Origin of the sequence: Butyricicoccus pullicaecorum, from assembly GCF_002160355.1 — a bacterium.
GTDB lineage: Bacteria > Bacillota > Clostridia > Oscillospirales > Butyricicoccaceae > Butyricicoccus > Butyricicoccus pullicaecorum.
Map to the genome: position 1 here is coordinate 37,840 of NZ_NFKK01000005.1, position 26,805 is coordinate 64,644.

Annotated in this window: 21 protein-coding genes and 2 pseudogenes; 17 read left to right on the plus strand and 6 right to left on the minus strand. The window is 49.0% G+C overall.

Translation table 11 applies throughout. The features are described 5' to 3' along the window. Window positions 1-12: 12 nt before the first annotated feature. Entirely contained in the window at window positions 13-759 is a 747-nt protein-coding gene (locus tag B5F17_RS05975; RefSeq protein WP_087371843.1) for a carboxymuconolactone decarboxylase family protein, read from the plus strand. Between the two features lie 17 nt (window positions 760-776). Here B5F17_RS05975 and B5F17_RS05980 read toward each other — a convergent pair whose 3' ends face one another. The 3 genes from B5F17_RS05980 to B5F17_RS14655 all read right to left on the minus strand — a co-directional run bounded on the left by B5F17_RS05980 (window position 777) and on the right by B5F17_RS14655 (window position 3,462). Then, window positions 777-1,208 carry a hypothetical protein gene (locus B5F17_RS05980; RefSeq protein ID WP_087371844.1) on the minus strand — a complete coding sequence of 144 codons (432 nt, stop codon included), beginning with the start codon at window positions 1,206-1,208 and terminating at the stop codon, window positions 777-779. Window positions 1,209-1,250: 42 nt separating this feature from the next. Beyond that, window positions 1,251-2,777: a hypothetical protein gene (locus tag B5F17_RS05985; protein WP_087371847.1), complete on the minus strand. Its 1,527-nt coding sequence runs from the start codon at window positions 2,775-2,777 to the stop codon at window positions 1,251-1,253. 346 nt (window positions 2,778-3,123) lie between these two features. Then, the gene (locus B5F17_RS14655; protein ID WP_143287688.1) at window positions 3,124-3,462 is read right to left on the minus strand and encodes a hypothetical protein; all 339 of its coding nucleotides are present in this window, start codon (window positions 3,460-3,462) and stop codon (window positions 3,124-3,126) included. Window positions 3,463-3,594: 132 nt separating this feature from the next. Here B5F17_RS14655 and B5F17_RS05990 point away from each other — a divergent pair, with 132 nt between their 5' ends. The 8 genes and pseudogenes from B5F17_RS05990 (at window position 3,595) to B5F17_RS14665 (ending at window position 14,075) form a co-directional block, all read left to right on the plus strand. After that, window positions 3,595-7,935 carry a LamG-like jellyroll fold domain-containing protein gene (locus B5F17_RS05990; protein WP_087371850.1) on the plus strand — a complete coding sequence of 1,447 codons (4,341 nt, stop codon included), beginning with the start codon at window positions 3,595-3,597 and terminating at the stop codon, window positions 7,933-7,935. A gap of 81 nt (window positions 7,936-8,016) precedes the next feature. Continuing rightward, window positions 8,017-8,109, plus strand: a pseudogene (locus B5F17_RS15055) (ethanolamine utilization microcompartment protein EutL); the annotation flags it as partial. Window positions 8,110-8,436: 327 nt separating this feature from the next. Then, window positions 8,437-9,273 carry a BglG family transcription antiterminator LicT gene (licT, locus tag B5F17_RS05995; protein ID WP_242968707.1) on the plus strand — a complete coding sequence of 279 codons (837 nt, stop codon included), beginning with the start codon at window positions 8,437-8,439 and terminating at the stop codon, window positions 9,271-9,273. Between the two features lie 93 nt (window positions 9,274-9,366). Then, window positions 9,367-11,235 carry a beta-glucoside-specific PTS transporter subunit IIABC gene (locus B5F17_RS06000; RefSeq protein WP_087371855.1) on the plus strand — a complete coding sequence of 623 codons (1,869 nt, stop codon included), beginning with the start codon at window positions 9,367-9,369 and terminating at the stop codon, window positions 11,233-11,235. Window positions 11,236-11,260: 25 nt separating this feature from the next. After that, window positions 11,261-12,685 (plus strand): glycoside hydrolase family 1 protein, encoded by a 1,425-nt coding sequence (locus tag B5F17_RS06005; RefSeq protein WP_087371858.1) that lies wholly within the window; start codon window positions 11,261-11,263, stop codon window positions 12,683-12,685. 233 nt (window positions 12,686-12,918) lie between these two features. Beyond that, entirely contained in the window at window positions 12,919-13,320 is a 402-nt protein-coding gene (locus B5F17_RS06010; protein WP_087371861.1) for a hypothetical protein, read from the plus strand. A gap of 66 nt (window positions 13,321-13,386) precedes the next feature. Next, on the plus strand, window positions 13,387-13,578 hold the full coding sequence (locus B5F17_RS06015) for a hypothetical protein (protein WP_087371863.1): 192 nt from the start codon (window positions 13,387-13,389) through the stop codon (window positions 13,576-13,578). Between the two features lie 65 nt (window positions 13,579-13,643). Further along, the gene (locus B5F17_RS14665; RefSeq protein ID WP_143287689.1) at window positions 13,644-14,075 is read left to right on the plus strand and encodes a hypothetical protein; all 432 of its coding nucleotides are present in this window, start codon (window positions 13,644-13,646) and stop codon (window positions 14,073-14,075) included. Window positions 14,076-14,277: 202 nt separating this feature from the next. Here the strand turns inward: B5F17_RS14665 and B5F17_RS06020 are convergent, their stop codons facing one another. Beyond that, window positions 14,278-14,817: a hypothetical protein gene (locus B5F17_RS06020; RefSeq protein ID WP_087371865.1), complete on the minus strand. Its 540-nt coding sequence runs from the start codon at window positions 14,815-14,817 to the stop codon at window positions 14,278-14,280. Window positions 14,818-15,009: 192 nt separating this feature from the next. Here B5F17_RS06020 and B5F17_RS15220 point away from each other — a divergent pair, with 192 nt between their 5' ends. The 4 genes and pseudogenes from B5F17_RS15220 to B5F17_RS06035 all read left to right on the plus strand — a co-directional run bounded on the left by B5F17_RS15220 (window position 15,010) and on the right by B5F17_RS06035 (window position 17,406). Beyond that, a complete protein-coding gene (locus B5F17_RS15220; protein WP_275532120.1) occupies window positions 15,010-15,132 on the plus strand; it encodes a hypothetical protein in 123 nt (40 codons plus the stop codon). A 30-nt stretch (window positions 15,133-15,162) separates the two neighbouring features. After that, window positions 15,163-15,399 (plus strand): ester cyclase, encoded by a 237-nt coding sequence (locus B5F17_RS06025; RefSeq protein ID WP_242968708.1) that lies wholly within the window; start codon window positions 15,163-15,165, stop codon window positions 15,397-15,399. 484 nt (window positions 15,400-15,883) lie between these two features. Beyond that, a pseudogene (locus B5F17_RS06030) lies at window positions 15,884-16,672 on the plus strand (ATP-binding cassette domain-containing protein); the annotation flags it as partial. Then, window positions 16,669-17,406 carry an ABC transporter permease gene (locus B5F17_RS06035; RefSeq protein WP_087371873.1) on the plus strand — a complete coding sequence of 246 codons (738 nt, stop codon included), beginning with the start codon at window positions 16,669-16,671 and terminating at the stop codon, window positions 17,404-17,406. The pseudogene B5F17_RS06030 and the gene B5F17_RS06035, both read left to right, overlap by 4 nt. Before the next feature lie 107 nt (window positions 17,407-17,513). Here the strand turns inward: B5F17_RS06035 and B5F17_RS06040 are convergent, their stop codons facing one another. Together B5F17_RS06040 and B5F17_RS15375 are read right to left on the minus strand one after the other, a co-directional pair. After that, window positions 17,514-18,371 (minus strand): AraC family transcriptional regulator, encoded by an 858-nt coding sequence (locus B5F17_RS06040; RefSeq protein ID WP_087371875.1) that lies wholly within the window; start codon window positions 18,369-18,371, stop codon window positions 17,514-17,516. A gap of 96 nt (window positions 18,372-18,467) precedes the next feature. Then, window positions 18,468-19,400, minus strand: coding sequence for a GNAT family N-acetyltransferase (locus B5F17_RS15375; protein WP_087371879.1), 933 nt, complete (start codon window positions 19,398-19,400; stop codon window positions 18,468-18,470). Window positions 19,401-19,664: 264 nt separating this feature from the next. On the opposite strand from B5F17_RS15375, the gene B5F17_RS06050 reads away from it, so the two are divergent. From B5F17_RS06050 to B5F17_RS06065, 4 genes are all read left to right on the plus strand, one after another. After that, window positions 19,665-21,389 carry a sensor histidine kinase gene (locus tag B5F17_RS06050; RefSeq protein WP_162608095.1) on the plus strand — a complete coding sequence of 575 codons (1,725 nt, stop codon included), beginning with the start codon at window positions 19,665-19,667 and terminating at the stop codon, window positions 21,387-21,389. Beyond that, window positions 21,373-22,989, plus strand: coding sequence for a response regulator transcription factor (locus B5F17_RS06055; protein WP_162608096.1), 1,617 nt, complete (start codon window positions 21,373-21,375; stop codon window positions 22,987-22,989). The genes B5F17_RS06050 and B5F17_RS06055 overlap by 17 nt, the downstream gene beginning before the upstream one ends. 11 nt (window positions 22,990-23,000) lie before the next feature. Continuing rightward, window positions 23,001-24,269, plus strand: a complete 1,269-nt coding sequence (locus tag B5F17_RS06060; protein WP_162608097.1) for an ABC transporter substrate-binding protein — start codon at window positions 23,001-23,003, stop codon at window positions 24,267-24,269. A 104-nt stretch (window positions 24,270-24,373) separates the two neighbouring features. Continuing rightward, window positions 24,374-26,734: an S-layer homology domain-containing protein gene (locus B5F17_RS06065; protein WP_162608098.1), complete on the plus strand. Its 2,361-nt coding sequence runs from the start codon at window positions 24,374-24,376 to the stop codon at window positions 26,732-26,734. Window positions 26,735-26,805 lie beyond the last annotated feature (71 nt).

Genomic DNA, 26,805 nt, shown 5'->3' on the forward strand with positions numbered 1-26,805 from the left:
AGGGAGTTTATTATGAATCGAATGGAATCTGCAAAGCAATACACTGACAAACTTGGGGTATTCTCTTCGCTGGCGCTCACCGATCCTGAATTTGCTGCCATCAAGGAGCGGCTGATTTACGGTGAGGTTTATGCAGAAGAAAAGCTGTCCGCCAAACTGCGGGAATTGATTATCCTTGTGGTTGCCACTACCAATCAGACTTTGAATGAGGTGAAGTGTCATACTTTAGCTGCACTGCGGAGTGGTGTGAAAGCGGAGGAGATCAAGGAAGCAGTTTATCACTGTGCTCCGTATATTGGTCTTGCCAAGGCGGAGGCAGCCGTAGAGGCGGTCAACGAGGTACTGACTGCTCAGGGGATTCATCTTCCGCTGCCTAGCGGTCAGACTGTCACTGAAGAGAGCCGACTCTCTGATGGCATCGCTGCCCAGAAGGCTATTTTTGGAGATAGCATTGATACCATGCGTGCCGCTGCACCGGAAAATCAAAAGAACATTCAAGACTATCTCTCTGCTTATTGCTTTGGAGACTTCTATACGAGAAAGAACTTGAATATTCAGGAGCGGGAGCTGCTGACCTTCGCTATCCTCTGCGCTCAGGGTGGATGCGAGCCTCAGGTGAAGGCTCATGTGGGCGGAAATGCTGCCGTAGGAAACGATAAGGAAGCCCTGTTGGCCGCTCTTACCATATCCTTGCCCTATATTGGATTTCCTCGCACATTGAACGCTTTGAGTTGTGTCGATGCGGTGCTGCCGGAGTAAGTAAATCGATATTTGAGCTATTGGGGGGACTCATTGAGCACCCAAGGCAGTTGGACGGAAAACATCAAATCAAAGTGCGGTTCCGGGAAATCAGGAGCGCCGTATGGATAATCGTCCTGTCCGCAGCAGCCGGAACCCCAATCAAAGCGAATGGAGTCATGCGGATGCGGGTCGTTTAACATACGCCCTGCAATGCGGTAATTGAACTGGTATAGATCACCCTGATCGGTGGAATACAGCTGACATACATAGGTCGGTTTTTCAGGCAGAACACCGAGATCCGACAAGAATTCCATGATTGCGGGCGGCAGTTGCTTTTGCCTGACAAGTGTCAAAAAGTTTTGACAGTGCCCGCAGGTGCAGCTCCAGCCTTCAGACTGTTTATACCAGTCTGCCGTGGCGGCTCGATCGACTTCAACGGAATAATCCCAAATGGTATGGGCTTGCATGATTACAGCTCCTTTCGTTGCTGGCTGCAAAGATTACGAAATTCAGATGAGTGAGAATAAGGCAGCATCAAACTGCTTGACATAGAATACCAAGTGCCATTCGATGTCATCACGTACGGGTTCAAAGTGCAGAGAGGAACATGCAGCATGGAGCTTGTCCTGCACGTCTGCTCCAAATACAATCGCGGTCGGACCGTCCGCACTGCCAATCACACCAACCAAACAAGCGTTGCTGGCAATAGACTGAAAAGAATTTTCCTTTGGTGCAACTTCCACAGGGCGGTCTCCCTCATTACAGTCAAAGAGCGCAATATCTTGAGCCGGTTCTGGTGAGATGGTATAGCTCATAGCGATGTAGTGCGTGGGATAAATCCAGCGGGTAGACGCAAAATGGTTTTGAGGAATCGTTTGCTGCTCGATTTCCTGTACGGTTAGGGTATGCGCCTTTTGACTGATCGGGTGGATGAAGGTGAACGAATCTCCAGAGGCATGAACTTTAAAATGCGGTCCGGGCAGTCGTTCTGGCTGTTGCTCCATGGTTAGGGTAAGCGATTTGATTTCGGGACGACGTTTGCTGCTCCATGGGAATGCATTTCTGTAAATTACCCACCCATAAGACGAGTCGAGACCATAATAATCAATTACCCATTTTGCTTCCAGCTCATTGATCATGCCATCCGGCAAACATGGATTGAAACTGACAGCACAACCGTGCGTCATTTTCAGTCCTTTTTCATTTAATGTTAGGGAAGAGTTAAAGTAAAAATGGAGAGGGTCGTCCCATTCCATCTGCATTTGCTGATCTTGGGTAAGTTCTCTAGGTGAATCGCTTTCCCAGTTCAGATTCCATTTTTCCATGTGGTTGCGAATTTTTTCCGAATCGACCTGCATACAAAAATCAACGACAAGTCCCTTGCTGCATGAGTAGACGGCAGGAATCACCCAATGGTATCCGGCCCAGTCAAATTGCTGATCGAGCCTGATTTCTTTTCCGGCACGGTCTCGGCCCTGGTGTCCCCAGAAATTCGCGTCAAAATAAACGTTCCAATCGGGGAGAGTAGATTCTGCTGGCACGTCCGCAATATCATAATAATCTTCTGTGTATGGAATCTTGCTGTAATCGAAAGCGGATTGCAGTGCGTTGATATATGCCCAAGGCCGTTCCATAGGGGAGAGCTTCAGCTTCTCCGAAATTTCAGATAAAGTTTGCTGCTGCTCCTCTGTGACAGGGTTCTCACGCAGGAAGGTTTCGAACTGCGAGTCATCCCACATCCATGCCTGTTCCAGTGCGGCTTCATGCCCGCAGGCAAGCAGGAGCCGCAGAAAATCTGCAAAATTTTTCGCCAGAGGATGAACATAGTTTGGAGCAGAATCCATGGGATTGACCGAGAAAACCATTGTTCCAAATCCGCGGATGGAGCAGAAATGAATGCCATCGACACCCGCACAGCCTAAAATAGATGCACCTTTAGGCGTACAAAAATACGATGCATGATCTTCGTGACGCTCAATTCCCACGGAAGCTAAATTGATACCGCTCCGCAAAAACTTTTCGAATGTCTTATCCATCAACGATCCCTCGTAAACTTAAAATGATTGCCTCTCGTATTATAAGAATTTTACCACAAGAATGTGAACAAATCTATACGAGGTACGATTCTTTGCATGTATACACGAAACAAGATTGGAAAGTACACAGGTAGCGTTATCGGTAACTGGAAAGGTGTTTTTGTCGCCGTGGTTTTTACCCATGACTGCGGAGATTGGACGGTTCAGACAGCATAGTTGTCATTCTGTCAATGAAATATAAGCAGTGCGGCCGGAGTATATTTGGCCGCACTATTTTTTACGCATGTATTACCAGTTCTTTTCATGCACGCAGTACGTGAAGTGGAATGTATGACTGGAAAATTTTCTAAAAAATGTGGGGCGTGCTCATGGAGACATGGATGATTTGATGAGATGAAGTGTAGAAGTCTGCGATTGCAGAGCTGCGAGCTGGCAAAACTGGCATGATCGGAAAGTAAGATGGCGGCTGGAGAGAAAATCGATGAGGCTGGAAAGTACTTTTGAGTTTTACGTATTGTTTGCTGTAATTTGCTTGTTTGATGTGGGAAAAGATGCGTATAATCACCTTGAAAACAGCAAATAAAAGCATAAAACGGTAGAATGAAGCAAATGAAAAACGAGGGGGGATATGGAGTACCGGCTGAGACGCTAAGATGGCGGCACGTATTAGAGCGGGAACTGCCATTCTGTTCGTATGCTGAATGCGCTGTTGTTTCAAAAAATTTTTTGTACAAAGTAAAACAAAATTTTGTAGATGAACTTCTATGATTAGAAGGAATTTCTGATATTGAGACGTATTTCTCAAAGGAGGGGCCAAATGGCACAGAAGAAACAGTGGATGCGTAAAGGTGCGGTTTTTGCACTTGCACTGACGACGGCGGCATCGATGCATGCAGGCGCACTGGCAACCATTCCCGTACAAGAAGATGGCGCGGTGGTCGCGCAGACAGAACCGGAGATGCAGGAGGAACAAACGCAGACGGCGACGATCGACAGTGCATCGATGGAAACGGCTGAAAGCGAGGAGATCGAGGCTGTAGCGGAAGAAGTGCCAACGGTACAGTCGGTCGAGGCGAACGAGCCGGAAAGCGGACTGCGATTTGATTCGGTCAAGAATGAGTATGTGCAAGTACAGGGGACGGTTCAGATTCCGAATACCGTAGAGGTTTGGGCTAAAATTGATGCGAAGGAAGACCGCCGCCAAATCATTATGAATAACTATGGCAGAGGCGGCAATACTTGGGGCATTGAGGTAACAGCTAACAATACCCTGCGCTATTGGGAAAATACCGATGATAGCTATGTCGACTGGAAGTCTGACATTGAAGTCTGTACCGGCGAGTGGATGCTGATTTCGGTTGTGCGCAACATTGAGGAAAGCAAGATTCAGGTTTACATCAATGGTGAATTCGTGGACGAATATGATGTAAGCGGCTTTGCTGAGAATGCAGATCTGGCCGATGGCTGGCTGTGCTTTGGCAGCGATTATCATTCGACACCGCTGCCGCTGGATGGTGAGATCGCCGAAGTGCGATTCTGGGATACCGCTCGTACCGAAGAGGAGATCGCGCAGAATGCTTCTTATGATGCGGTTGATGAGGCAGAAGGTCTTGCACATCTCTGGCAGCTGGATGAAGCGGAAGATTTGGGGCCGGATACGGTTTTTGAAGATCAGGCTGGCAACGTGGATGTAAAGGCGGTTGGATTCCAGGCTGCTTTCGAAGAGCCGGACGAGGAGACCAATGAGGTTGTCTCGATCGACTTTGACAACAATGAGACAGGTACTTGGACAACGCTTGACGGCAGCAGTTATAAGGGTGCATCAGTTGAAGATGGGGTGCTCAAACTCGAGCAGATGGAACAAAATGAGCCGGTATTCCTGACCGGAGATTCGGCCGCCTATCTGACAAATGCGGTCTATGAGGTGCGCGCAAAGTCGGTTGGCGGAGACGATACCTCGTTTGGTTTTGCGTTTCGTGGCTCGGTCAACGAGGGCACAGCCAACTGGCTGGTGTTTAAATCCAACGGCGAGCTGCTGGCACAGACCAGTGAGGACTGGTCGGACCCGTGGACCGATGCAGAGTATACATTGGAAAACGATACTTGGTATGATTTCCGTATTACGATGATCGGAAAGACCATCAAGGTAGAGGTCAAGAAGGCTGACGAAGACAGCTATACGATGCTAGTTGATGGTTCGGAAGATAGCTATGCTACGTTAGTTGACGGTTCGAATGATACCATTTGGGATGGCTGGATGACCAATGCGGGTTATCTGGGATTCTGCAACTGGGGCGCGGAGTCTGACGATTTCTACATTGATTCGCTCACGATCACACCGGCAGATGCATCTGAGGTCAAGCATACCGTACAGTTTGACTTGCAGCAGGGCAGTTATGCGGGAGATGATATTGAGGCGCAGACCGTTTTGGATGCCGATCTGGTGACCGAACCGAAGCAGGAGCCGACCAAGGACGGCTTTACCTTCACCGGTTGGTATCACGATGCAGCATGCACGGAACCCTGGGATTTCGCAGCTGATAGCATTTGGAAAGATACGACCATCTATGCAGGTTGGGAATATATCTATCAGTCTGCGGGATTTGAGGACATGACCGGTATCTCTTTTGATGGTCCGGCAGATCAGCTGGCGATGGAGGAGAGACTGTCCGAGGTTCCGCTGACCTTTGAGGCAACGGTTAAACTGCCGAAGGATTTGGAAGGCTGCGGCGGTGTTATTATCGGCAACTATATGGATGCCGGATACTACGACTATGATCTGGGCTATGTCAGCTTGGAAGTGTATGAGGATGGCGCACCGCGTCTGTACTGGCATCAGGAACGTCGAGATCAGCCGAATGGAGGCGTTCAGAGCGTAATCTTCTCCGGCGTGGATCTTCGTCAGGATGATTGGGTTCATGTGGCAGTCACTTTTGACCCGGATGCGGATATCGCGCGCTGCTATATCAATGGCGTGCTGGTTTCGACCGTCGAAGACTGTGCGTTCGATCCGGTTGTTCCGGCACAGGCGCTTAAAGTGGGCGGCGATTATCGCGGCAGCGGCGGACAGGTGACCGATAATGGCTACAACGCCCAGTACTTCAAGGGTGAGATCGCCAATGTCAGTGTATGGTCGAATGTGCGCACTGGCGAGCAGATTGCAGCTGATGTCGCAGCTCTGCAGCAGTCTGCCGATCAGGTACCCGGTCAGCAGGATGGTCTGCTGGCAAGCTGGCAGTTTGATGAAGAGCGCGACCTATACGAAGACCTTTCGGCAAGCGATAATGATGTGGCAGCGTTTGTGGATTGGATCGAACCGGAGTTTGCACAAGGTGATTATTCCATGATCGCCCTGCCTGATACGCAGTTTTTGTCACAGACTTTCCCTGATATTTATAAAAAGTTAACGCAGTGGATCGTGGACAATCAGGAGACCTATAATATCCGTGCCGTGATGCACATGGGCGATATGGTCAATTCGGGAAACAGCACCCAGTGGAATAACTGTGAAGACGCAATGTACATCCTTGACAGCGATAAGGACATTGCGTGGATGCCGATGCGAGGCAATCACGATGATTCCAATGGCTTTAACCAGACGTTCCCCTATGAGCGTTTTGCAAGTCGAGACTACTTCGGCGGCTCTTACGAGTACGAGGTGCTGGGAGAGGAAAAACTGGACTGCAATTATTGGGAAGTGACTGTCGGTGAACGAGAGTATCTCATCTTGTCGCTGGGATGGGCACCCAATCAGGCGGCAATCACCTGGGCTGACGGTATCATCAAGGCAAATCCGGATAAAAATGTTATCGTCACGACACATGCGTTTATGTACTGGGATGGAACCCACCTCAACGACGAAGATCTGGATTACACCAGTGCATATACCGAAGATGGTCTGGACGGTTCGGATATTTGGGAACAGCTTGGTGCACAGAATGAAAATGTTGTGCTGGCCATCGGCGGTCATATCGGTTTTCCGGATGTTATTGCACGCGCGGATGAAAACGGAGCGGGCAAGCAGGTGACTTCACTGCTGTGTGATGCACAGGGAATTGATGGCACGTATGGTCTGGGCATGCTGATGATGCTGACCTTCCATGAGGACAGCAATGCTGTAGATATCAACTGGTACTCGGCCGAGGAAGGTAAACTGTTCCGCACGCGCAATCAGTTTACCATTGATGTACCACATGTCGGTGAGTCGGAATCTGTCAGCATTACCAGCGTCGCAGCACAGGAAGCAATCACGGCAAAGACCGGAACCGAGCAGGATGAATTGAACCTTCCGGACACGGTGGAAGTTACCCTGAGCGACGGTACGGTGACAAAGCTGCCGGTCACCTGGCAGTGCGCATCGTATGACGCGGACGAGGAAGGCACGTACGTCTTTGTTGGCACGCTGCAAAATACTACGGATGTGGAAAATCCTTTGGGATTGACGGCTGAGATTACTGTAACACTGGAACGTCCCACTTCTGGCGGCGCATCCCACCCGGAAGCTGGCTATACTTCCTCTGATCGTGATGACGAGGAAGAAGACAGCAGCGAGGAGACAACCGAGGACATTGATGAGGAAGATGTACCGCTGGATGAGGGAAGCAACACGGAATTTGCTGACGTGGATTCGAATGCCTGGTATGCCGACGCAGTCGCATATGTTTGTGAAAAGGGTCTGATGAACGGTACTAGCGAGACTGCGTTCAGCCCTAACCAGACTACGACCCGCGGTATGATCGTCACTATGTTGTACCGTCTGGAAAATGAGCCGGCGATTACCGGAACCACTGCATTTGCCGACGTCGCAGCCGATCAGTACTATACAAACGCAGTTGCATGGGCAGCACAGAATGGTATCGTATCCGGTGTGGATGGAACTACCTTTGCACCAAACAATGCGATTACCCGCGAACAGATGGCAGCAATTTTGTACCGCTATGCACAGTTCAAGGGCTATGATGTATCGGCAAAGGCTGATCTGTCGACTTACGCCGATGCTGCAAGTGTTGGCACGTATGCAGCTGATGCAATGGCATGGGCAAATGGTGCGGAGCTGATTACCGGTACCAGTGCAACCGCGCTGAGCCCGGCAGGTCAGGCAACCCGCGCGCAGGTTGCAGCTATCCTGATGCGTTTCTGCGATAATATCGCAAAGTAAGTTATATTTTTTAAGGGAGACTGGCCTTCGGGCTAGTCTCTTTTGCATTTGATCAAGGCACTTTAATATACTGTATGAAGTGATGACAGCATCGTCTACTATGCACAGTGTATTTCCCGTACCGGTTCGTACCTGTCCGAAGGTGCGGGTATTCCAGAAGGAGAGGCACTGGCTAGGGGTAAGAATTTTTAAGTGCACCCCATTTGTGAAACCATATGGCATTTACAAGTGGGGTGCTTTTTCGTGTCAGAAGGGTGAGAAGACGGACTTTTCACACTGAAATACCGGATTTCGTGTAAAACGTACAAAAAGTTTTAAAATATTTGTTCACAATCGCAGTAGACAAGCGTCCCTAAAGTGAATATACTATGTACAGTAATCAAATACTTGGATTGTCACTGGTAATGCAGGCAAGACCGCTATGAAACCTCATATTGGGAGGTTTTTATGGTGGTGCTTGCTTTTTTTGTATTCTTTTTTAGAAAAAAGAGGGGGATTTGGTTGGGAAACTTTATTGTGCGGCGTATCCTGAACAACAATGCGTTTGTGTCCACGGACGAGCAGGGGCAGGAAATTGTCGTCATGGGCAAGGGCATTGTGTTTCAAAAAAGCGCTGGTGACCGCGTTCCATTCGCGAGAGCGGAACAGGTCTTTCAGCTCTCACAGGAGAACACCAGCCGCTTTCAGGAACTCATCGCCCGGATTCCGATGAATTACATGGTTCTCAGCGAAAAAATCATCCAGATGGCCGAGAATAAACTCGGAAAGAAGCTGGATGAGAGCATTTACATCACCATCACCGATCATATTTATTCGGCTGTCCAGCGCTATCAAAATGGCCTGGTGATTCGCAATACCATGCGCTGGGAAATCCAGCGCTATTACCCGGATGAGTACGCTGTCGGCTTGCAGGCCGCGCAGATCATTCGGGAAGCCTTGTCGGTTTCCTTTGCCGAGGACGAGGCCGCATTTATGGCGCTGCATTTTGTCAACGCCGAAACCGGCATCGAAATTGGGCAGATGTATGAAGTAACCGAACTGATTCACGCCATCTGTGACCTGGTGCACCAGCACTTCCAGATGGACTTCGATACGACTTCTATGGCCTACTACCGTTTTTTGACGCATGTCAAATTTTTCGCTCAGCGTCTGATGCTGGGCACCTATTACGAGGATGACGACAGCGAGTTGCTGGACGCCGTCCGCAGCAAACACCCCGAAGCCTACGCCTGTACGCAGAAAATCGCGGCTTATATCGCTAAGACTCGCGGTCAAAAGCTGGGCGAGGAAGAAGAACTCTACCTGACCGTGCACATCGCACGCGTCGCCAAGTCCTGATAAGAAAACCGATCTCAAGCGCGCGGAGGTTTGGTTTTTTGATAAAAAAACAAAAAGTTCCTCTGTCTTCAGAGCAGAAAGGTTGAATCGTTCATGGATTGGAAAGAAACAGCAAAACTGATCACCGAGCGGGTGGGCGGCAAGTCCAACATCCGCGGTGCGACATATTGTACCACTCGTCTGCGCCTGACCCTGGCCGATGAAAGTCTGGCCAATGACGACGCAGTATCCGAAGTTCCCGGCGTCATCAGCGTCGTACATGCCAGCGGCCAGTACCAGATCATCATTGGCAATCGCGTTCCGCGTGTCTTTCAGGCAATGCAGGAACTCGGTATTCTGGATCAGGCTGCCGCTCCCGAACCCGAAAAGAAGAAAAAGAGCATTCCGGCTGCCATGATGGACGCCTTGCTGGGCTCCATGACCCCGGTTATCCCGGCGGTTATTGGCTGTGCTATGATGAAGGTTCTGCTCGTCCTGCTGCCCATGCTGGGTGTGTTGACGAGCGAGAGCATGACTTATCAGGTATTGACCGTCATCGGCGATGGCTCGTTCTACTTCCTACCCATTCTGGTTGCCGCATCGGCTGCTCGTTACTTCAAGGCAAACCTGTTCCTGAGCATCACCATTGCAGGCATTCTCATTCATCCGACCCTGCAAACCCTGTTTTCGTCCGGTGACCCGGTATCGCTCTTTGGTATCCCGGTAACCGCTGCAAACTATCCCTATTCCATTCTCCCGGCCATCATTATGGCTTGGGTACTGTCCAAGGTAGAAAAGGCGGTTGACCGCATTACCCCTGCAATCACCAAAACCTTCCTCGATCCCATGCTGATCGTGCTCATCTGCGCACCGATCGCTCTGTGGATTGTCGGCCCTGCCGGTGCCATCGCTGGCGATGCACTGTCCGGTGCACTGGTATGGATTCAGGAGAATTTGGGCTGGCTGGCTGTCGGCATCATCGGCGGCATTTATCCGGTACTCGTTCTCTTCGGCATGCATCACGTCCTGACCCCGATTGCCATTGCATCCCTGAGCTCTCTGGGCTTTGAAACCATCGTTATGGTTGCACAGCTGGGTGCAAACCTGGCACAGGGCGGCGCTTCGATGGCTGTCGCGCTGCGCTCCAAGAATAAGAATATGCGCCAGACAGCTGCCGCCGCTGGCTTCTCCGCACTGGTCGCTGGTATCACCGAGCCTGCCATGTACGGTGTTACCCTGCGCCTCAAGCGCCCCTTTATTGCCGTTCTCATTGCATCGTTCACCTCGGGCTGTTTTGCCGGTCTCATGCAGCTCAAGAGCTTCTCAACCGCATGCCCCGGTCTGGTTACTACCATTCAGTACATTGAGGCTGACCGCCCGATCTCCATTCTGTACATCGCACTGACCTGCGTCATCGCGATCGCAGTTTCCTTCGTTCTGACCTTGATTCTGGGCTTCCGTGATCCGGAATCGGCTTCCGCAGAGACCGCTCCGACCGCTGCTGCACCGGCAGCTCAGTCACTGACCACCGAACGCCGCCTGGTCGATTGCCCGATGGATGGCAAGCTCATTCCGCTGGGTGAAGTTGCTGACGAGACCTTTGCATCCGGTGTTCTGGGTGCAGGTGTCGCACTCGAACCCACCGACGGCACGGTTTACGCACCTTTTGACGGCACGGTTGAAACCCTGCTCGACTCGCATCATGCCATCGGCCTGCGCAGCACGGACGGTGTGGAACTGTTGGTACACATTGGCCGCGACACGGTTGCACTGAATGGCCAGCACTTCACCGCCTTTGTCAAGGTAGGCGACACTGTGAAAAAGGGTCAGCGCCTGCTCGCATGCGATCTTGACGCAGTGCGTGCAGCTGGATATGATATTACTACCCCGGTAATCGTTACCAATACCGACGAATTTCTGGACATTGTCCCGGTACAGCAGCCGGCCGTCAAGCACGGAGACCGCCTGCTGACCATTCTGTAAAACCAATCGGAAAGGAAAGATAATCATGCAGATGCAGTTTCCAAAAGATTTCCTTTGGGGCGGCGCGACCGCTGCCAATCAGTACGAAGGCGGCTGGGATGAAGGCGGCCGCGGTCCGTCAATCGACGACGTGTTTACCGGTGGTTCGGTCAATACTGCTCGCCGTATTACCATCCCGCCCGAGGCGGATGCCTTCTATCCCAACCACGAGGCAACCGACTTCTATCATCACTGGAAGGAAGATATCGCACTTTTTGCCGAGATGGGATTCAAGGTCTATCGTATGTCGATTTCCTGGTCGCGTATCTTCCCGAATGGAGATGACGCACAGCCCAACGAGGAAGGTCTGGCATTCTACGATGCTGTGTTTGACGAACTGGCAAAGTACGGCATCGAGCCGTTGGTCACGCTGTCGCACTACGAGAATCCGCTGCATCTGACTACGAAATACGGCGGCTGGAAAAACCGAGCACTCATTGACCATTTCGTGCGCTATGCGGATACCGTTCTGCGTCGCTATCGCGGCAAGGTTCGTCGCTGGCTGACTTTCAACGAGATTAACATGCTGTCGGTTCCTTTCGGTTCGTTCATTGCAGGCGGTATGCTGCCTGAGACCTGCACCGCGCAGGATCGCTGGGATGCGATGCACAATCAGCTGGTTGCCTCGGCACGCGCTGTACGTCTGACACATGAGATCGACCCGGAAAATCAGATGGGCTGCATGATTGCCTATATGTGCGTCTATCCGCGTACCTGTTCGCCTGAGGATCAGCTCACCCAGCTGTCTGTCGATCGTCTGCACAATCTGCTTGCCGGTGACGTGCACGTGCGGGGTGCATATCCCAGCTATGCCGAGCGCCTGCTGGCAGAGGAGGGCGTGACGCTGAAGGTTTCCGAGCAGGATGCCGCAGACCTCCGTGCGGGCACGGTTGATTTCTATACCTTTAGCTATTATGATTCCCGCTGTGTCGGTACGGCACAGGAGGGTGATCCTTCGACTGGTAACGGTGCACTGGGCGGTCTGCGCAATCCCTATCTGCAAGCGACCGAATGGGGTTGGCAGATCGATCCCAAGGGACTGCGTTGGGTGCTCAACCATCTGTATGATCGTTACCAGATTCCGCTTATGGTCGTCGAAAACGGTCTGGGTGCAATGGACGAGGTCGCACCCGATGGTCAGATTCACGATCCCTACCGTATCGACTATCTGCGTCAGCATATTGAATCCATGCGGGAAGCCATCACCGACGGCGTAGACTTGATCGGATACACACCTTGGGGCTGTATCGATCTGGTATCGGCCAGCACGGGCGAGATGCGAAAGCGTTATGGTATGATCTACGTGGATAAGCACGATGACGGAACGGGAGATCTTTCCCGCCATCGCAAAGATTCGTTCTATTGGTATCAGAAGGTAATCGCAACCAATGGCTCTGATTTGAACGATTGAGGTCATCTTTTTAAAAAGTGAAAACGAAATAAAAATAGAACCCTCGGCTTAGCCGGGGGTTCTTTCTGCTTATGCGCGGCGGGAAAAGTAGAAATCAGAGATAGAAGCTACAAAAATCTATTGATTTTTGTGAGGTTATGTTATACTGACCCTATAATGTATGCTTGATTTTGCGATAAATGAATTTGGGTTGGTTGAACTTGGTGATTGAAGAGGTTAAAAGGAGGTTGTGTATGCCCGGTGTCTTATATAGTTTAACGCTGTTCAATCAATGGCAGGAAGGATTTTTTATTGGACTGTTTGAGTCGCATGAGTACGCCCAGCAAACAGCAGAGCGTTACTTGTCTGCCGTCCCGGGGTTTCGAGACTATCCGTGTACCTATGAGATTACAGAAAAAACAGTGCATGGCTTTGCACGATTGACTATGAAAGTCTATGTCGTTTGGGGATGGAATGAGAATTCGGAAGGATATGATACGGATATTTGGTGTAGTGACTGCTATACAGATTGGGAAGAAGCAGAAAAGGTTCTTGCAGATACGAAGCAGCGTCTGAACAGGCAGGAGTGGAGTCTAGATGGCTATCAAATAAATCAGTGCCATTGGACGGATGGTTTTGTGCGAATATTTTATTAGAACAGAAGAAAAACAGGACTGGAAAAATATTAAAATGGTAATGTTTACTGCGAAAGGAAGAGTGCTATGCGAAAAGAATTTGAAATTCAAGGGTGTATTGAAGTCCCACCCGAAGTAACAGAAGATGAATTTTGGAATACGTTTATTGGGTTTGTGGAATCCAAAGGCTGGTCATTTGGCGGCGGTATCCGAGAAATTCAAGATGGATACTATATTTTGGCTGATGGCAGCCGAGGACGGCGGGTATTGGACGAGTAGAGGATACAACTAAGATCTCTTGGCTTTTTAGGGATTTACCGTGGATATTGGGAGATGTGATTTTTGTGAAGCAAATCCAGATGCAAATGACAGATTATTCAGTATCATCAGAATGGTGGAAAAAACTGATCACACATTTTATTCAAACCAATGATGAAATAGAAATTCGCTGTTGGAAAGAGGAAATTTCAGAAATTACACAGGCTTCTTTCTATGGGACACCTGTATCTGACGGTTGGGAAGTATCCATTAAAACGATAGTTACGGGCAACCTTTTGCAAGAATTACAGACAGAAAACCCGACTGATAAAAGCATTTACAATAAAATGACAAAATATTGCACACTCCGTGTAAAAAATCCTTCTTACTCGTTTGTCAGCGAGCACTATGGAACGGAAATTTATATATCTGTGCATTCTGATTATGCCGTTGCCTGTTTTACTGAACTTATTCAGCCATATGCAAATTGTTTCAGTATCAATATCACAAGCAGTTAAAAGCGCAAAATTGTTGTTCGTTACGAACGGTTCATTTATGTGCATAAAGCGAATAAGTGCTGATCGGGTTAAATAAAAATCCCTCCTGTATTTTTAAACAGGAGGGATTTACTTTACTTTATTAAATGGTGTTGTAGTTAGCTGGGAGGGACGAGCGGTACTCGTGAGAATGCTTTTTTATTGTAACGCTGCGGATGATCGATCAATCCTGTACCAATAAATACTCGTTGAGGTTTGGGGTTGGCCTGTCTTTATATGTCCAATCTGCGATTTGTTTGAGCTGAAGTTCGACCTCTTCATCAGGCGGATATGCCCAGAGCATATATTCATGAGAGATATTTCCGATGAAGAGCTGGCCATTTGAGAAGAAACATAAGTCTTCCAATGTGGGATAAGGGGTATCTCTTTTTTTAGAACGGAAGAATATATTTGGTAAATGTTTTAAGAGGATTTCTTTCGCAGCGGATTCAGCGCGATAGATAAATGCATGTGTGCGCTCTTTGGCATAAGGGCGAGAGGTATAGTCGTAACCAAACCACTTTGGTGTTCGGACTTCCTGCATCAGGAAAGGCGTTAACTCCAGTTGTAAATCTTTGAGAATAGCCTTGAACCAAGGTGCTTCGTTGAGTGTAAAACAATCCGCGTGATTGAAACAGATATCCAGAAAGTCTTGCAGCCACTTTTTGCTTAGTATGGACGGAATGTCCTCGTAGCGTTCATCACGTGTAATAAGCTCAAGCATAGATAACTCCTTTTACACCGCAAAATTATTATACGAAGGGGATATTTCTAAACTTAGCTATATCATATTATTTGTTTCTACAAAAGTCAATATAAAATTAAATATTTCACGAAACATATCTGTAAAAATACAGTTATTAGTCTGGAATTGGGAGCTGCAAGAAGAAAAACGGTGATGAATCATTCAGCACGAATGTTATGGGAACGAAAAAAGGGAATGGATTACCATTCCCTCAATGATGCTCTGCTGGAAAGATCTATTCCCATTGGTATCGCATCGGATCCAGCGGCGTTCATGGTTTTGGCGATAGCCTGAGCGTTTTCTGTTTTTCGTCTCCGATTCCGTGTGACTTGCAACGACAGTGCAGATGGCTCATGGCATGTATCGGCTCGCTGGCGTCTGCGTGGTCTGCATGAGGGTATCGGTATGTACGGTGCACCGATCGGCAAGTCGGTCGAGATTCTGGGCATCACCCAGTATCGCTTTGAAAACGGCAAGATCGTCGAGGCATGGGAAATCTATGACGGTCTGGATGTCATGCGCCAGCTCTGCTTAGGAGACGAGCCGACAACAGAAGCATAATATAGCTCCCCTTTATTTTAAATAGGTTCAGCAAAGTACCCCCTGATGTAGAAAGTAAACTACATCGGGGGGTATCATTTTTGTAATCTGAGTTCGTCGACAGCTGTTGAGAAAACACTCATGGTTTAGGTTTAAAAAGGTTTTAAAAATTCGGATGATTTAGCTGTTTTGCTTTCAAAAGTATAAGTACAATAGTAAGTAAAAATCAAATTTTTTTGTTTTGTTGATACCATGAGGATTTCTGGAAAATAGTGGAAAGTTCATAACTTCTTAATATATCGTAAGTGAGGATAGATTATACTAAAACAAAATAAGTATTCGTCGCTTTTTGTCCGGGAATAAAGAAAAGGTGGAGATGATATGGAGTATATTTTGCAAACAGATAATCTATCGAAGGTCTATGGAGCAAAAACGGTTCTCAATCATGTGAGCATTCATGTGCCGAAGAAGTCGATTTATGGTTTGGTAGGAAAAAAACGGAGCGGGAAAAACCACACTGATGCGTATTGTCTGCGGCTTAACGCAGCAGAGTGGAGGAAACTATACTCTGTTGGGAAAGACAAATGATGATACCGTGCGGCATAACATGGGAATGCTGATTGAAAAACCGGGCATCTATGAGCACATGACGGCATTAGAAAATTTGCGCTATTTTTCACTGCTATTTGGTATCCAATCTCAAGATCATCATAAAATACTGGAAATGGTCGGACTGCAAAACGCTGAAAAAAAGAAAGCACGCCAATTTTCTCTGGGTATGAAGCAGCGTTTGGGCATTGCAATTTCGCTTCTGGGAAATCCTGAGTTCCTCATTCTCGATGAGCCGATCAATGGTCTTGACCCGGAAGGCGTATACGAGATGCGCAAAATGCTGGAGACGTTAAATCGTCAATATGGCACTACAATTATGATCGCCAGCCATATTTTAAGCGAATTATATAAACTGGCAACGGATTATGCCATTATTGATGGTGGATGCCTGATTGACGAATTCAGCAAAGAAACGCTGGAAAGTGCATGCAGCAGTGGCGTACAGGTTACGGTTGAGCCGGGATACCTGCAAAATGCAAAAGCACTCATTGCATCTCGTTATCCGGATGTTCCGTGTGAAGTCCTTTCCGAGCGAAGCTTGCGTTTGCATGAGAAAATCAACCCGGCAGACCTGAACCAATTTTTGGTGGAAAACAGAGTGCGTGTATGCGGCTTGGGAGATAATGATGGAGACATCGAGAAATTCTTTGTAGAAAAACTCTCGGGAGGGCAGGCGGTATGAAAAATTTAATTCGTGGACATATGTATCAGCTGAAAAAAGATCATCTCTTTTTCGGATGTCTTGCTCTCGGTCTTATTTTTCTGATTGCATCCATCCGGATTTCGTCTCTGGAAGCTGCATTCGGTCCTACGATGGGCATAGACAGTATGATTAGCACATTTTTGAGTGGTGACATCGTTCTGTATGGCTTTATGCTTCTGACCGCGAATATCCTTGCGGAAGCTTATCGCTCTGGTGCGATGAAGAACATTATAGGACGAGGTATCTCGAAGAAGCATTACTATTTATCCATCGTGGTTACCATATCTGCTGCATATGTATTGGTTATGCTGATTAGCGGTATTGTTATGGGCATTCTGGCAGGCAGCAAATTTGGTATGGGAACAATGCTTTATCCTGGTTATTATGCGCTTGCCATTGTAGCACGCATTCTTTTTGTGATGGCGCATATTAGCTTTGCAGTAACAATGACGATTCTCACCAGAAATGTAATTACAGGCGTTCTTTTTGCACTTGTGATTCCGAACATCCCGCAAATACTGGAAATGGTTCTTGGATTTTTAAAAATTCATCTGAGCCTTGACTTTTTCAAAATGTCTACGCATATGCCGTCTGTTTATGCAGCATCGAATGATTTGTCATCACTCTTGTCGTGCTTCGTCGTGTTCTGTGTATACCTTGTTTTATTTGTTTTTATTGGTTTTAGGCTTTTAGAGCGTCAGGATGTCAAGTGATTTGAATTTGAATATCTGGGGCTTCTTACAACAGACAAAGGCAGGAATGGGAAATCCATTCCTGCCTTTCTTTTGGCGAATGTGAGAAGCGTCAATGTTGATACATATTATTTCTTTTCTACGGGCAGCCAGATCTCGCAGTAATAATCCTGATCTTGAGCACCGTTTTCAAACTTGCTGGCGTCGCTGTACAGTTCTACGTTGATACCGGCGGCAATTTTGTAGTCCGGGTTCGTTGGCAGCCACTGAGAGAAAATTTTATGGTTCAGTCCCTGGAGAGCTTGGGGCATTCGGCCGGTGCAGGGGAATACCGCCCAAGTGTGGGCTGGAATCGTACGGGTGACAAAGCCGTCAGGAATTTCCTTGGCGGGATCGTAATTGTCGGCAATGAGGTATTCAAACTCGCTGCCGCTCATGCTCTCGTCCAGGTTGATACCGTACATACCGCATACCACTTTGCCGCCGCCTGTGCTGAAGTGTTTCGCCCAGAACTGAGGAACCTGCACAGCAGCATCTTCATACTTAAAGGTTTTTGCGCGACAGGGCACGGTAAAAGCATCTTTTTTCATAATCTTACAATCCATGTTTTGACCACCTTCCAATGTCACTTTGATTCGAAGCGGAGCAAAGGAACGCACCGCGCCTCCGCTTTTTCTAAGTGCGGTAGGTGTGAGACCATGGAAGCGGGTAAAAGCTTTGGTAAAGCTATCCGGCGAATCATAGCCGAACTCGAGCGCAATGTCGATAATCTTCCGGTCCGTCGTGAGGATTTCCAGACCGGCGACGGAAAGCCGGCGTTGACGAATGTAATCGCCAACCGTGATACCGCATAGCATGGCAAAACCTTTCTGAAAATAAAAAGGGGATAGAGCTGCTTGCTGTGCAATATCGCGGATGGATAGTTCCTCCCGGAGATTGTTCTCGATATACTGAATCGCTTGATGAATACTTGTTACCCAATCCATAGGTCACACCGTCCTTCTGTATTCAGCATACACGGAATCAGAGCACTCTGCCCGATTTTTCGTGCGAAGGTTTGTCCAATATGCAACTTCGATGACTTACCTTTTCAAGACGAATTCCTGTACAGGATAGTCAAATTCTTTGGTTAGCTTTCCTGCTGAAAAACCTAAGCTTTTGTACAAAGCTCGTGCGGCAATACCGTTTGGATCGCCTTCACGATAGGTGGAAACTGTGATGTCCTTGTGCGCGTCCATCTGTGTCAGCATAAATGATATCATCTGCTGCGCAATGTGCTGCCGCCTGTGCGCAGGATCTACAGCTAAAAAGCATAGTACGCCATCTTCTCTGGAAAATAAGAGGGTACCTACAATATGATTTTCCTTTACCGCACAGATGGCAGATGTGTTTTTTATAAAATGCAAAACCGTTGTTTTGTGTGCATTCAGAGCTTCCTGAGTTTCCAACCCCGGAAAGCTATCTTTCACACGTTCAACAAGTTCCATCCATGCGTCAATGTCTTGCGCTTGGGCTAGTCTAATTTCCAAACAAGGATACTTCAGAAGCATTAAATACTCTGTGCCTTTCTCCTCAACTATTTGGAATCCTGCTCTTTTGTACAAGCGAAAGGCAGGATTTTGTTTTTGTACAGAGAGAGATACCTGAGGAAATCCCTTTTCATGAAGCAGAGATAACAGGTTGCTTAATAGCTTTGTACCAATACCTTGGCCACGATATCCCGGCAGCAGCGAAATGGCAAGAGAGGGCGTATCTTTGTCAATGTGGCCATAATCTACCATGATACGGCTCCATGCAGCGCCTGCGATTTTCCCGTTTACTTCAGCTACAAGACAGTAATCCCCAAACCGAGTACCGAAGTCAGCAATATAGATTTGTAACTCGGGCAGATCGATAACCGATCGGGACGGAGGCACTGTCCCCTCGGGAAGAAAAATCGCCTGATAGAGAAATTCCCGTAGGAGGGGATATTCTTCTGGTTGCATTGCGCGGATGATAAAGTCTGATTGTTTCATCATTCAGCCCTCCTTTTGGCTCTTATCATAGTATATCATACAGAGGAATGGACTGTCTCGAATATAACGAAATCATATCAAGTCCATGGATAGAAAGGACGATCTTTGAAAAGCAATCGAAGAATAAGGTGTTTGCGAACCCAGCAGGATAATCGGACGATTTAGAAGAGTGCTTGAGACCTTCTCAAAAGGTGTGTTAAAATGAAACCAGCTTGGCGGGTATACTTGTCGATTCAGTCGTTGTGGGGAAAGGAGGAACCGGGTATGAAAAACCATCAGTTACAGCATCGCCTGCTTAAATATTTTATTTTTGTGGCGATCGTGCCTGCCGTATGTATTGCACTGCTTTATTTCGGTATTACGCAAGCCGACACACGTGCGCGTCTGGAACAAGACTGCAATCAACGTCTGACGCACGCGATGAATAAGATCGAGAACAAAGTGACTCAGCTCAATGAGTTTACCGGATGGATTTTCCGTCAAGAGGACTTACAAATGCTGCTTGCCCGCCCGGAAGCGCAGGCCAGTTGTTATGATGAAGTATTTCATCAGGCGGTACAGGAATTGCGGTCTCAATTTTCATATCGACCGGTCACACGGGATATCCTGTCTCTGTTTTTAATCGGGGACAATGGGGTAGACATTCGAGCGGGCAGCGAGGCATCGCTCATCGATCCGAAGGATTTGACCAATCTTATCACTTGCAGTGACACATGTGATACCTACTGGGGGCGTTTGACCGATAATCTGACTACTTTCACCGATCATCCGCAAGTGATTTTTTATCGCCATCCAATGATCGAGTCTGATACCGGTGCGCAGACCGGTTGGCTGGTGCTGTTGTTTTCCAGCGATCTGTTCCGGGACGAATGCGCTGATTTGTTGACCGATGCTGAAAATCAGGTCATACTGTCCAATCAAAACGGCGGTACGCTGGCTTGTTTCGGTTCACAGCAATCTCAGGAAACCCGACTGGAAGGCAATGTGGAGTCACTGTCCACTGGTTGGACGTTGTATGTGCAGATGAGTGCCGCAGCGCTGGGGGGACAGCGGCGGACTGCGCTGTGGATGACGGGCCTGATCTTTTTGGTGGCGCTCATTATGACGGCTATTTTGGCCTGGATGCTGTCGCGCAGTCTGGCTCGTCCGGTCGAGCGTATGATGCAGACTGTGGCCCGTATCTCGCAAGGTGATTTTTCACGTAATCATCCGGTCGTGCTTGGCGGCACAAGCGAGATGGATACGCTGGAACGACATATTGGAGACATGGGAGACAGTATGGAGCGCCTGCTGCACACCCAGCTCGAACGCGAGCAGGAAAAACGGGCACTGGAGATTCGGATGCTGCAAAACCAGCTCAATCCACATTTTCTGTACAACACACTCAATACGATTAAGCTCATGGCGGCACTGCAAGGCAAAACCGCGATCCAGAACATGATTGAGGCGCTCGGCCGACTGCTGCGCGCCAATTTGTCAGCCGGAGAGGAACAAATATGTCTGTCGCAGGAACTGGAGATGCTGGACAGTTACTTGTACATCCAGAATACAGCCAAAAAGGGTGTTTTGTGCCTGGTGAAGGAGATTTCAGAGCCGGATGTGCTGGAATGTCTAGTGCCGAAGTTTCTACTTCAGCCGGTGGTTGAAAACGCAATTGTGCACGGATTGGTACAAAACCCAATGGGCGGGACGATTGCCCTGTCGATTCAAGCTGTTGGGCATACGCTGCATTTGATTGTGTCTGACACCGGACAGGGGATGACACCAGATACGCTGGACGCACTGCGTCATCGAATACGTGATATCGAACCGCCACGCACCGACAGAAAACACGGTTTTGGTTTGTGGAGCACGGCGGCACGGCTGCGGCTGCAATATGATGATAAAGCGGGTATATCGATCGACAGTCAGGAAGGACACGGGACAACCGTGCACATTTGGCTGCCGGTACAGCGGGGAAGGAGGACACAGGATGCCAAAAAGGAATAAGCGAGTATTGCTGGTGGATGATGATGCTATGGTTCGCATCGGTCTGAAAACGTTGGTAGACTGGTCAGGGCACGGCTACCAGCTCATCGGTGAAGCGGAGAACGGTGCGCAGGCGCTGAAAATCGCACGTCAGGAACAACCTGAAATTGTGATTACCGATATGAAAATGCCGGGAATGGATGGTGTTGCGCTCATCCGAGCCCTGCAAGAAATACAGCCGCCGCCGTATGTGGTCGCGTTGAGTGGTTACGATGATTTTCCTTTGGTGCGCGAGGCCATGAAGCAAGGCGCCAAGGATTACCTGCTCAAACTAGAACTGACGTCCGAGACTTTGCTGCAAAGCCTGGCCGGTGCGCCCGATGCACCGAACAATGACATACCTAAGCCAGACCAAGTTATGCTGCGCAGTCGTGTGCTGCGTGATTTGATTTTTCATTTTTACCTGAACGAGGACGATTTGGAAAAGCGTCTGCAAGAAGCTGGGATTTGCTGGACTGGGGAGACCGTCTATTGTCTGCTGCTCAAAGCCGGAGAGTTGTTTCGGTTTGAGGAGGCCACCGAGGAGGAATGCCACACGTTGCTGTTTTCTATCCGCAACATTGCGGAGGAAATTGTGGGAGCTTGTCTGGATGCGGTCAGCACCGAGGGCAAAACTGGAGAGCTGTATATTTTGGGTGCGCTGCGGCCCGAATTGGATGGACAGGATGCTGACGCGTTGGTCGAACAGACTGCCCATCGTCTGCATGACATGCTTCAGCAGTATGTTGATGTTTCGTGTACGATTGGAATCGGACAGGGCGAGAATACGGCTGGTGGTATGGCAGAGGCGTGCAGCCGGGCGGCGGATGCCATGCGCAGCCGGTTTTATCGGCTGAACGACCCGGTCATCTGGTGGCAGGCCGATCTTTGCCCACAGACCGAACCAGAGACTTTTTCTACGACCGAAGCCCGTAGGCTGCTCACCGAGGGGATTTCTTCGCTGTCGGCCGAGACTGTCGATGAGGCCATCAATCTAGTGCAGAAAGCAGCTGCGCGCCAACATTGGACGCAGCGCAACGCCTATGCGGTTGCCTTTGCGCTGGCAGTTACGGTACAGGACTGTCTGGAAGCGTATGGGTTAGATATTCCATCTCAAATGCCGCGCAGCCATGGCGATCTGCTGCAATGGATGGATTTACACCATATGGGAGATGTTCGTGATTGGCTGGAACGACTGCGTCAGGATCTGCTCGAGTACATTCAGAAGGAACGTGCGGACGGCAAACAGACAGTTGTGCGACGTGCACAGGACATCCTTACGCAGCGTTTTTGCGGAGAAATTACCCTGCCGGAACTGGCTGAACAGCTGGATTTAACACCGGGATATTTAAGTGCGCTGATGAAGAAGTATACCGGAAAGACTTTTTCCGAGTATCTGACCTATTTGCGCATTGAGCAGGCCAAAAAGTTGCTGCGTGAGACCCATGATAAGATCTATGCGGTGGCAGTAGCGGTCGGATACGAAGATGCATTTTATTTCAGCCGGATTTTTAAGCGCGAGACCGGAATGACACCGGGAGATTGGCGGAAGAGGGCAGAGCAGAGGGGAGATGTACCATGAAACGACGTATAATGGTGATTTTTCTGCTCTGTGTGCTGACGATTGGGGTGACGGCTGCTTATCTGCTGCCTCAAAAGAGAACGGAGGACGACCAAACCGTCCATACGCTGCGTGTCGCGCTGTGGGATTACGGCACGGTCAGTTATGACCGCCGTATGATCGAGCAATTTACCCAAGAATATCCCAATATTCAGGTTGAAGTGGTCAGCTGCTCGCCTGAGTATTATGACAGCAGTCTGGAATCCATGCTGGACAGCGGAGAACGGTTGGATGTGATTTTTGTCAATCAGCTTCCGCAGCTTGCCAAGTTGATTGCACAAGATATCGCATTGCCGCTGGATGCCTATGTCGAGCGGGACGCGATTGATCTGGACGTTTATCCCGACACCGATGTTCTGCGCGATCCGGATACTGGTGCCTTAATGGGATTGCCGTATCGCCAAGATAAATTTGTGCTCTATTACAACAAGGATTTGTTTGAACAAACTGGATGTAGCATCCCGGAAAACGGCATGACTTGGGAGGAATTTGCCGATCTGGCGCAGACGCTGACTGAACGGCTGCAAAAGACACAGGCGAATCGGTGGGGTGCGACGCTGATTTTGGAGCCGAAGCATATTTTATATTATATGAGCCAGCATGCATTTGACTGGTCACAGGATGATTTTCAAAATTTAGCAGCGGGATTACAGTTATGGCTGGACATGCAGGATAGCGGCGGCGTTGCGGATATTGTAGGCAATCAGATGCGCTTGGATTCGCAGCGTATGTTTGAAACCGGGCGGTATGCAATGTTTATACAGGGAAGCTGGTATATGAACTTCTTGCATATGGATGCCCAAAGTGGTCAGCTGGATTTTTCGTGGGGTGTGATCGAACGACCGGTTTGGTCGGAGGAACAGCCCAATGAGAATGATGCTTGGATCACACCGCTTATCATACACCGCGACACGACTGAACCCGAAGCGGCTTGGACATTCTTAAAGTTTGTGTGCGGAAAGCAAGGTGCGGAGATCCTGACAGATGAATGGATTTTACCGGCTTATCAGGATGCCGATACCAGGGCGCAGTTGCGTCAAAATATGCAGGCAGAAGGTATTGATGCAGATATTTTTTTAGAAGGTTTGTCCGACCCGCGCCCTCTGCCAACCCAGCAGGAGCTTGCGCTTTCTGAGCAAATTTATGAACTGTATCGGCGGGTGTTGCTTGGATTGGATACAGTGTCGGAAGGCATCGAAAAGATGGAGCAGACCCGACAAAACTGGAAAAATGCAGGCTAGTGTGGATTTGTACAAAAAATCGTTTGATTCTCCATGTTCTTGTTCCAGCCTTTCCCGTATACTGAAATCAGCATCTAAGGATGCAGATGAAAGGAGGATTTTTCATGAAGAAGGGCTGGAAACGAGTGGGAGCGGTTGTTCTGACTGCTTCAATGTTGGTTACAGCGGCAAGCGCTGCGGCACAATATGGAGCGGTGGACCCCAATGATCCGTATGCGCCGCCGGTCAGCGGCATGTTCCATGAGCAAAAGATCAATGCCGATGGCTTGGTCGGACAGTACAGCGTATATATTCCGGAAAATTTTGAGCCGTGCACCGATGGCGTGATGATTTTGACTCCGGATGGCATGACGGCTAAGAGTTTTGTGGAAAGTGAAGAAGGACAGGCGTGGAAGGCTCTTTCGGATGAGCTGGGCATTGCGACCGTTTATGTAGAACCGCAGGATGGGCAGACTTGGAACCTTGATCTGTCGGACGACGATCGTGACGATCAGGCGTTTTTAAAGAAAGTTTACGATACTATCCGCAGTAAGTCTCAGACATTGGATGCGCCGTTTGATATGGATGAGCGCGCGTTCTATCTGGTTGGATATGAAGAAGGCGGTGCTTCTGCACACGAATTTGCAATGGCATGGCCGGCAATCTTTGCGGGTGCAGCTTCGGTCGGCGGCAGTGCCGTGCCGGAAAGCGCGATTGATACGCTGGGCGATGCACTGAGTTATCCATTTGCGGAGGCGGAGAATTTGGTAGGACAGCAGGAAAATGCAATTCCAAACTGTGACGTTCCGGTTCCTATGTGGATCGTTGAGTCAGAGGATGAAGCAGATAACAGTGATGCAGTGGAAGCTTACTGGGCTACGGCCAACGATGCTGAACAAACAAGTGCAAACTCGTATGCACAGACCGTATATGTCAGTGAAGAAAATGACCGGCAGCGCGTCTGGGTGACAGACGGCGCAAAGGCTGATGAGATGACACCAGAAGTTCTCTATGAAGAGTTTCTGTCTAAGGTGCAAAGATTTGTTGGCGATCCGGAAGGTCGTCTGGAGTGGACGGTCGAGCATACCAATGACGGAAAGACGGGATTTTTCACCTATGAGCAGATGATTGATGGCAAGCAGCGACGCTGGATGGTATATGTCCCCTCGTCTTATAACAGCAGTGAAGCAGTGCCGCTTGTAGTCGCGACGCATGGCTACTCCAGCGCAATGACTGCGTTTACCGGAGATAGCCGCTGGCAGGATGTTGCAGAGGAAAACGGTTTCATTGTTGTGTTTACACAGGGATATCCGACTGATGGCGTCATGGGTAATATTCCAGTACCGTATTGGAATAACCCGCTGATGGGCCTGACCGTCGAGGAACCGGTTGATGAACTGTCGTATTTTCGTCAAGTCGTTGCACAGGTTAAGGAAGACTACACGATTGACGCGACACGCGTTTATGCGACCGGACATTCCAACGGTTCTTGCATGACATGGCTGTTGGCACTGGAAGAAAGTGACCTGTTTACCGCATTTGCTCCCATTGGTTCCAATATGGGTGCTTATTATGAGACGGTAAAGATGAATGATGTTGCTGTCCCGGTTTGGAATATGAAGGGTGAGTACGACAATGAAGACGGTGCGTCGCTGGCAGAGGGCACGCTCAGTCATGATACCATTTCGTACTGGACGCAGGCCAATGGTGTAAGTGCAACAGCAGTCGAACAAACCGATGAAACTGGCCGGTATGTGACGCAGGAATATCAGGATGCAGATGGTGTGCCGCTGGTTCGGTTCACGGAGGTCAAAAATTCTCCACATGCATATCTGCCTGCGCAAGCTGAGATGATCTGGGAAGACTTTTTCTCCAAATATAGCAAGAAGGACGGCGTTCTGTACTATGAAGGTAAGGCTGTCGCAACGCCTGAGGCGGCATCGAACGAGTTTACCGATATTGACGGTCATTGGGCACAGGATGCGATTGAACAAGGCGTAAAGCAGGGCCTGTTCAGCGGAACTTCTGCCACACAGTTTAGCCCGGAGCAGACGGTAGATCGTGCAATGGCAGTCACAGTCTTGGGCCGCAGTGCAGACACCGCAGGGAATGCATCTGCTGCCGCAGCTTATACCGATGTAAGCGCGGATGCGTACTATGCATCGTATGTCGGTTGGGCAACTCAGCAGAGCATTACCAACGGCACTAGCCAGACGACTTTTGGACCGACTGAGGCGGTAACGCGAGAACAGCTGGCTGTTATGCTGAGCGCATATGTCAAGGCACAGGGTAAGACACTGCCCGTAGCCAATGAAGCTGCAGCTTATGCGGATGATGCTTCGATTAGCAGTTGGGCCAAGGACGCAGTTGCGCAGATGCAGACTTCAGGCATCATGACCGGTAAGGAAAACAATCAGTTTGACCCGGCAGGTGCAGTTACCCGTGCAGAACTGGCGGTTGTTATGCAGCGTATCGCAGCTTTGTGATATCATACATCCCCCTTTTTTACATTTTGGATACCCTAGGTGAAACGGCGCTATATTATAGCGCCGTTTTG

Bases quoted from the DNA above. Each gene is read 5' to 3' on its own strand.
- B5F17_RS05975 (WP_087371843.1), top strand. From the start codon at position 13: ATGAATCGAATGGAATCTGCAAAGCAATACACTGACAAACTTGGGGTA.
- B5F17_RS05980 (WP_087371844.1), bottom strand. From the start codon at position 1,208: ATGCAAGCCCATACCATTTGGGATTATTCCGTTGAAGTCGATCGAGCC.
- B5F17_RS05985 (WP_087371847.1), bottom strand. From the start codon at position 2,777: ATGGATAAGACATTCGAAAAGTTTTTGCGGAGCGGTATCAATTTAGCT.
- B5F17_RS14655 (WP_143287688.1), bottom strand. From the start codon at position 3,462: ATGGCAGTTCCCGCTCTAATACGTGCCGCCATCTTAGCGTCTCAGCCG.
- B5F17_RS05990 (WP_087371850.1), top strand. From the start codon at position 3,595: ATGGCACAGAAGAAACAGTGGATGCGTAAAGGTGCGGTTTTTGCACTT.
- B5F17_RS06000 (WP_087371855.1), top strand. From the start codon at position 9,367: ATGGATTGGAAAGAAACAGCAAAACTGATCACCGAGCGGGTGGGCGGC.
- B5F17_RS06005 (WP_087371858.1), top strand. From the start codon at position 11,261: ATGCAGATGCAGTTTCCAAAAGATTTCCTTTGGGGCGGCGCGACCGCT.
- B5F17_RS06010 (WP_087371861.1), top strand. From the start codon at position 12,919: ATGCCCGGTGTCTTATATAGTTTAACGCTGTTCAATCAATGGCAGGAA.
- B5F17_RS06015 (WP_087371863.1), top strand. From the start codon at position 13,387: ATGCGAAAAGAATTTGAAATTCAAGGGTGTATTGAAGTCCCACCCGAA.
- B5F17_RS06020 (WP_087371865.1), bottom strand. From the start codon at position 14,817: ATGCTTGAGCTTATTACACGTGATGAACGCTACGAGGACATTCCGTCC.
- B5F17_RS15220 (WP_275532120.1), top strand. From the start codon at position 15,010: ATGTTATGGGAACGAAAAAAGGGAATGGATTACCATTCCCTCAATGAT.
- B5F17_RS06035 (WP_087371873.1), top strand. From the start codon at position 16,669: ATGAAAAATTTAATTCGTGGACATATGTATCAGCTGAAAAAAGATCAT.
- B5F17_RS06040 (WP_087371875.1), bottom strand. From the start codon at position 18,371: ATGGATTGGGTAACAAGTATTCATCAAGCGATTCAGTATATCGAGAAC.
- B5F17_RS15375 (WP_087371879.1), bottom strand. From the start codon at position 19,400: ATGAAACAATCAGACTTTATCATCCGCGCAATGCAACCAGAAGAATAT.
- B5F17_RS06050 (WP_162608095.1), top strand. From the start codon at position 19,665: ATGAAAAACCATCAGTTACAGCATCGCCTGCTTAAATATTTTATTTTT.
- B5F17_RS06055 (WP_162608096.1), top strand. From the start codon at position 21,373: ATGCCAAAAAGGAATAAGCGAGTATTGCTGGTGGATGATGATGCTATG.
- B5F17_RS06060 (WP_162608097.1), top strand. From the start codon at position 23,001: ATGGTGATTTTTCTGCTCTGTGTGCTGACGATTGGGGTGACGGCTGCT.
- B5F17_RS06065 (WP_162608098.1), top strand. From the start codon at position 24,374: ATGAAGAAGGGCTGGAAACGAGTGGGAGCGGTTGTTCTGACTGCTTCA.